The following is a 4,448-nucleotide window of genomic DNA, read 5'->3' on the forward strand; positions in this document are numbered from 1 at the left end:
CGATTTCAACGTCTCGGGCCGAAGGCTGCGTCGATGACATTGGAAATGTGCGAATGGGCAAGCGCAGACACATGCGATGGTCGCCAGAAGGTGCACACAACGTAGCCGTAGCGAGAGCCGCTGCCCTCGACGGGCGCTTGACCGACTCATATACTGCATTCGCTGCGTAGACCCCCAACTTTTGCCCACTCCCACGTGACATGTGCAACACGGCCCAGATCTCCTGGATCAAGTCGACAGTCCGGTTGATCGGTTCCTTGCAGACGGCGCTTACGACGGTGAACCAACATCTGATTTGCTTGCCGCTCGGTTCGGATCGATGATCGAGGTCACTGTCCCGCCTCCCAGAAACGCAATCCTGAGCCCCAATGCTGCCAAAGATCCGACGGCACGTGACTGCCAGATCGCCGAGATCGCCGCCGACGGGCGGATGGCCTAGCAGAAAGCCACTGGCTACAATCAACGCAGCCGAGGTGAAACCCTGATGGGTCGTTGGAAGACCGTCATCGGGGCCAAGCTCAAGGCGCGCGGATTCGAAAATCAAAAGACAGAGGCCGGGATTGGTCGCCGCATCCTTAACCGGATGACCGGACTTGGCCGCCCAAATTTCGAACGCACCGCCTGAATTCCGTCTCGGGTAGGGCGCGTTCCGACATCTTCATCCTCCCTGCAACAACGCGGACGAAGTTCACTTTCAGCCGCTGCCTATCGCCAAACCGGAGCCGATGCCCACTGGATTTGGGACGACATCACGCGTGAGTTGAAGGCTGCTTGAGATCCAGTGTCACGGCTTTCGCCGACCGAAACTCCGATAACTTAACGATCCCAGCAGCGCACCTTGTGATAAAAATTGGTCGACAGCTGCACGTTTTCGAAATAGTGTTTTAAAAATCTAAAACCCGTATGTTGTGTAAACAGTCGGGGGAGGACGATCACAGTGATGCATCAGGGAGGATACATCCAATGACTAAACTAACGGCCTGTATATTTGGCGCGGCACTAACGGCGGTTTCGCTGTTTGGTCCGGCAGTGGCCGAGCCAATCGTTATTAAGCTGGGACACGCGTCCGAGGCGGAAACACAACTGCCTGGTGCTGGCCGAACCGCTGGTGTCAATGCGTTCAAGCATTACGTAGAAACCCAGTCAGGCGGCGCTATCGAAGTGGAAGTGTATCCCAACGGTTCGCTGGGAAACGGTCGGACCATGATTGAATCCGCCCAGCTGGGTACGCTTCAGGTCGCGGGTGCATATACGTCGATCATGGTTCCCTTCGTTCCAGAAATTGCGATTACTCAAATTCCTTACGTGTTCGACTCAAACTTGAGCGCATGGAAAGTGATGGAAGGCCCCGTAGGTGAAGAGCTGGCGGATCTGGTTCTTGAGCGGACCGGTCTTCGCGTTTTGGGTTGGGCAGATGGTGCGGGTTTCCGTAACATCTATACTGACAAGCCGATCCGTAGTCCTGAAGACCTGAACGGTATGACCATGCGGGTGCCAGAGAATCCCGGTTTGCTTGCCATGTTCCGCGCTTGGGGCTCAAAGACGGTAACAATCACATGGAGCGAGTTGTACACATCGCTGCAATCCGGAATGGCAGAGGGGCACGACACCGAGCTTTACTCGATGTTCTCCAAGAAGCTGTATGAGGTGAACCCCTATGTGACGATGACCCGCCACAGCTATAACATTCACCCGCTCTTGATGAATGAAGAGTTCTTCCAGTCTCTTTCGCCGGAGCTGCAAGAAATTGTGCTTCAAGGTGCCGATCTTTACACCCGTGTTGGGAATGCACATTCCTACCTCAGTTCGCTGGTCGTGCAGGAATCGATGGAGGCCGAAGGCGCCGAGTTTTACTTTCCGACACCTGAAGAAATCGAGCAGTTTCGATCTCTGGCCCAACAACCTTACATCGACATCATTGTACGGAAAATCGGTGATGACGGTCAGGCTTGGGTTGATAAAATCATGAAGGCATCTTCAGAACAGCAAGGCTAACACCCTGACTTAAAATCCAGAGGGTAGCCGGCAACGGCTCCCTCTTTTTATTGAAGCAGCCGACGGGGATTTATCCTTGTCAGAATTCGTTTTGCCGCAAATTTCTAGCGTGGCGGGTGGATGCATAATCATTTCGGGGAGAGAGCGGAATGAAGAAAACTATCGAACTCTATCAAACCTTCCTGACGCATCTTGAACGCGTGACCTTGGCGTTCGCTATGACGCTGGCAGCGGTGTTGCTTCTCGTTAATGCGGGGGGAATCATCGTAGAGCAACTTATGGGTAGCTCATTGGTTTGGGTCGAAGAGATTAGCGTGTTGCTGTTCGCATGGCTCGTCTTCTCCGGAGCAGGGGCAATCGCGCGCCGCAATGGTCATATCGGTGTCGACATCCTGCACGATTACCTGGGGCCGCGCCAAATGAATGTGATCAAAGTCATCTTTATGGTTCTGACTCTGATCGTTTCATGGGTGATGGTCTACCATGGCTATAAAATGGCCCAATTCGTAGGGCGGTCTCAGACCTCGCTCTATCTGGATATCAGTTTATTCTATTATTACCTGTCGGTGCCCTTGGGGGGCCTAATACTTGGCCTGAATGCTGTCGGTGCGGCGCTACCTGGCGCACCCGAAAAAGACGACCTGATGGATAAAGTCGAGGAGGCATCGATATGATCGGAATTATTTTTGGCAGCTTTATTCCCCTGCTAGTTCTTGGCGTGCCTATCGCGCTCTGCCTCGTGTTGATGACGATCTTTGTGTATGTCGACATCGGCGATCCCCGTTTGTTTTTGCAAATTCCTCAACGAATGTTTTCCTCGACCGAAAATCTTCTTCTTCTAGCAATTCCGTTTTTCATCATGGCGGGGGAAATTATGAACCGTGCCAGAATTACGGACCGGCTTATGGACCTGTCGGGTGCTCTTGTCGGCTGGATCCGGGGGGGGCTGGCACATACAAATATCGTCGCCAGCATGTTTTTCGCCGGGATTACGGGATCTGCCGTGTCGGACACCGTGGCTGTTGGCGGCATCATGATCCCGGCCATGAAAGAAAAAGGTTATGAGGAGGACTACAGCGCGGCGGTAACTGCGGCGAGTTCAGTCGTCGGGCCGATCATTCCACCGTCGATTCCTATGTTGCTTTACGCATCGGTTATGAATGTATCGATAGCGGGATTGTTCTTGGCCGGTATTTTACCGGGAATACTTGTCGCGATTTTCCTTATGGGAACAGCTTACATTGTCGCCGTTCGTCGCGGCTTTGGTGAGCGCGCGCCGTTTGTCGGGATTGTCAATCTTCTAGTCGCAGTTGTACGAAGTATCCCTGCATTGCTACTTCCGGCTATCATCATGGGTGGTATTCTGGGTGGGTTTTTCAGCCCGACACAGGCCTCGGCAGTAGCAGTGATGTACGGGCTTGCGATTGGCTTCCTGTTCTATCGCACGCTCAGCTGGCGTGATATCGCACCCATTCTGAAACATACCGTCCAAGCCACCGCGATGATTATGTTTCTTCTTGCTTGTGCAAAGTCGTTTAGTTGGCTGGTGAGTTATTACAACTTGGTAGAAAGCGCGACGCTGGCTTTCGTCGCACTTACTGAAAACAAATATGTCTTCCTGTTGTTGATAAACATCCTGTTTCTAATTCTCGGGATGGTTCTTGATATGGGTTTCGCCATTATCGTGCTTGGACCACTAATTGCACCGATCGCCTACACCTATGGCGTGGATCCGATCCACTTTGGGTTGATCACTTGTGTGAACCTGACCATCGGATTGGTTACCCCACCGTTCGGACTGGTGCTCTTTGCCGCTTGTGGCGTTTCGAGGGTGAAGCTCATGCCGCTTAGTAAGGCGATCATGCCCTTTGTCGCTGCAGAAATGGCAGTATTGTTACTGATTACCTACGTCCCCTTCTTCACGATGTACTTGCCTCGGCTGTTTGGCTATGCGTGATCTCTTTAGCGCGTAAACTAAGCGCGCGAGCGATAAGGTCCCCACGCCTCGGTAAGCCCGGCTCCTCGCGCAACGACTGGTATAGGACGCGCGCCGCAACGGGTGCGCGTCTTTGCATTGGTGATGAAGGGTCCACACTAAGAAACCTGTGAGATGGAAATGCCATTCGTTGCGGTCACTATGTTGTGCGAAGCAATTGTTCTCTCGTTCGGCGAACAATTGGTATTTCAGGCAAATGCTATAAGAAAGGTCGGCCGCACTATGGCCAACCTGACACAAGTTTTATCATTTCCCGAAAGCCGCTTGCCTGAACGGTCAACCTTTCCGTTTGGATCAGACCGAAGGCATCATCCCGATGCTAGGGTCAGGACTCATAGCCAATAGATGACGGTTGCCGCTAGCGCGATTGCGGAGAGGAAGACCTTCGGGCACCTGTCGTATCGGGTCGCGACCCGTCTCCAATCTTTCAACCTGCCGAACATGATCTCGATGCGAT

At 52.9% G+C, this 4,448-nt stretch carries 4 protein-coding genes and 2 pseudogenes; 5 read left to right on the top strand and 1 reads right to left on the bottom strand.

The window, feature by feature from the left end:
* The 5 genes and pseudogenes from ABJO75_RS07360 to ABJO75_RS07380 all read left to right on the top strand — a co-directional run.
* A pseudogene (locus ABJO75_RS07360) lies at positions 1-170 on the top strand (ISKra4 family transposase); the annotation flags it as partial.
* A gap of 44 nt (positions 171-214) precedes the next feature.
* Positions 215-625, top strand: a pseudogene (locus ABJO75_RS07365) (IS5/IS1182 family transposase); the annotation flags it as partial.
* Positions 626-1,029: 404 nt separating this feature from the next.
* Complete coding sequence (locus ABJO75_RS07370; RefSeq protein ID WP_348414038.1) at positions 1,030-1,995, top strand: TRAP transporter substrate-binding protein; 966 nt, start codon at positions 1,030-1,032, stop codon at positions 1,993-1,995.
* Positions 1,996-2,144: 149 nt separating this feature from the next.
* On the top strand, positions 2,145-2,669 hold the full coding sequence (locus tag ABJO75_RS07375; RefSeq protein ID WP_348126646.1) for a TRAP transporter small permease: 525 nt from the start codon (positions 2,145-2,147) through the stop codon (positions 2,667-2,669).
* On the top strand, positions 2,666-3,952 hold the full coding sequence (locus ABJO75_RS07380; RefSeq protein WP_348126648.1) for a TRAP transporter large permease: 1,287 nt from the start codon (positions 2,666-2,668) through the stop codon (positions 3,950-3,952). The genes ABJO75_RS07375 and ABJO75_RS07380 overlap by 4 nt, the downstream gene beginning before the upstream one ends.
* 371 nt (positions 3,953-4,323) lie before the next feature.
* On the opposite strand, the gene ABJO75_RS07385 is transcribed toward ABJO75_RS07380, so the two are convergent.
* Positions 4,324-4,448: transposase (locus ABJO75_RS07385; protein WP_333483675.1), on the bottom strand; the 125-nt coding region annotated here is incomplete at its 5' end.

The organism is Sedimentitalea sp., from assembly GCF_039973035.1.
In the GTDB taxonomy this organism is placed as follows: Bacteria; Pseudomonadota; Alphaproteobacteria; order Rhodobacterales; family Rhodobacteraceae; genus Sedimentitalea.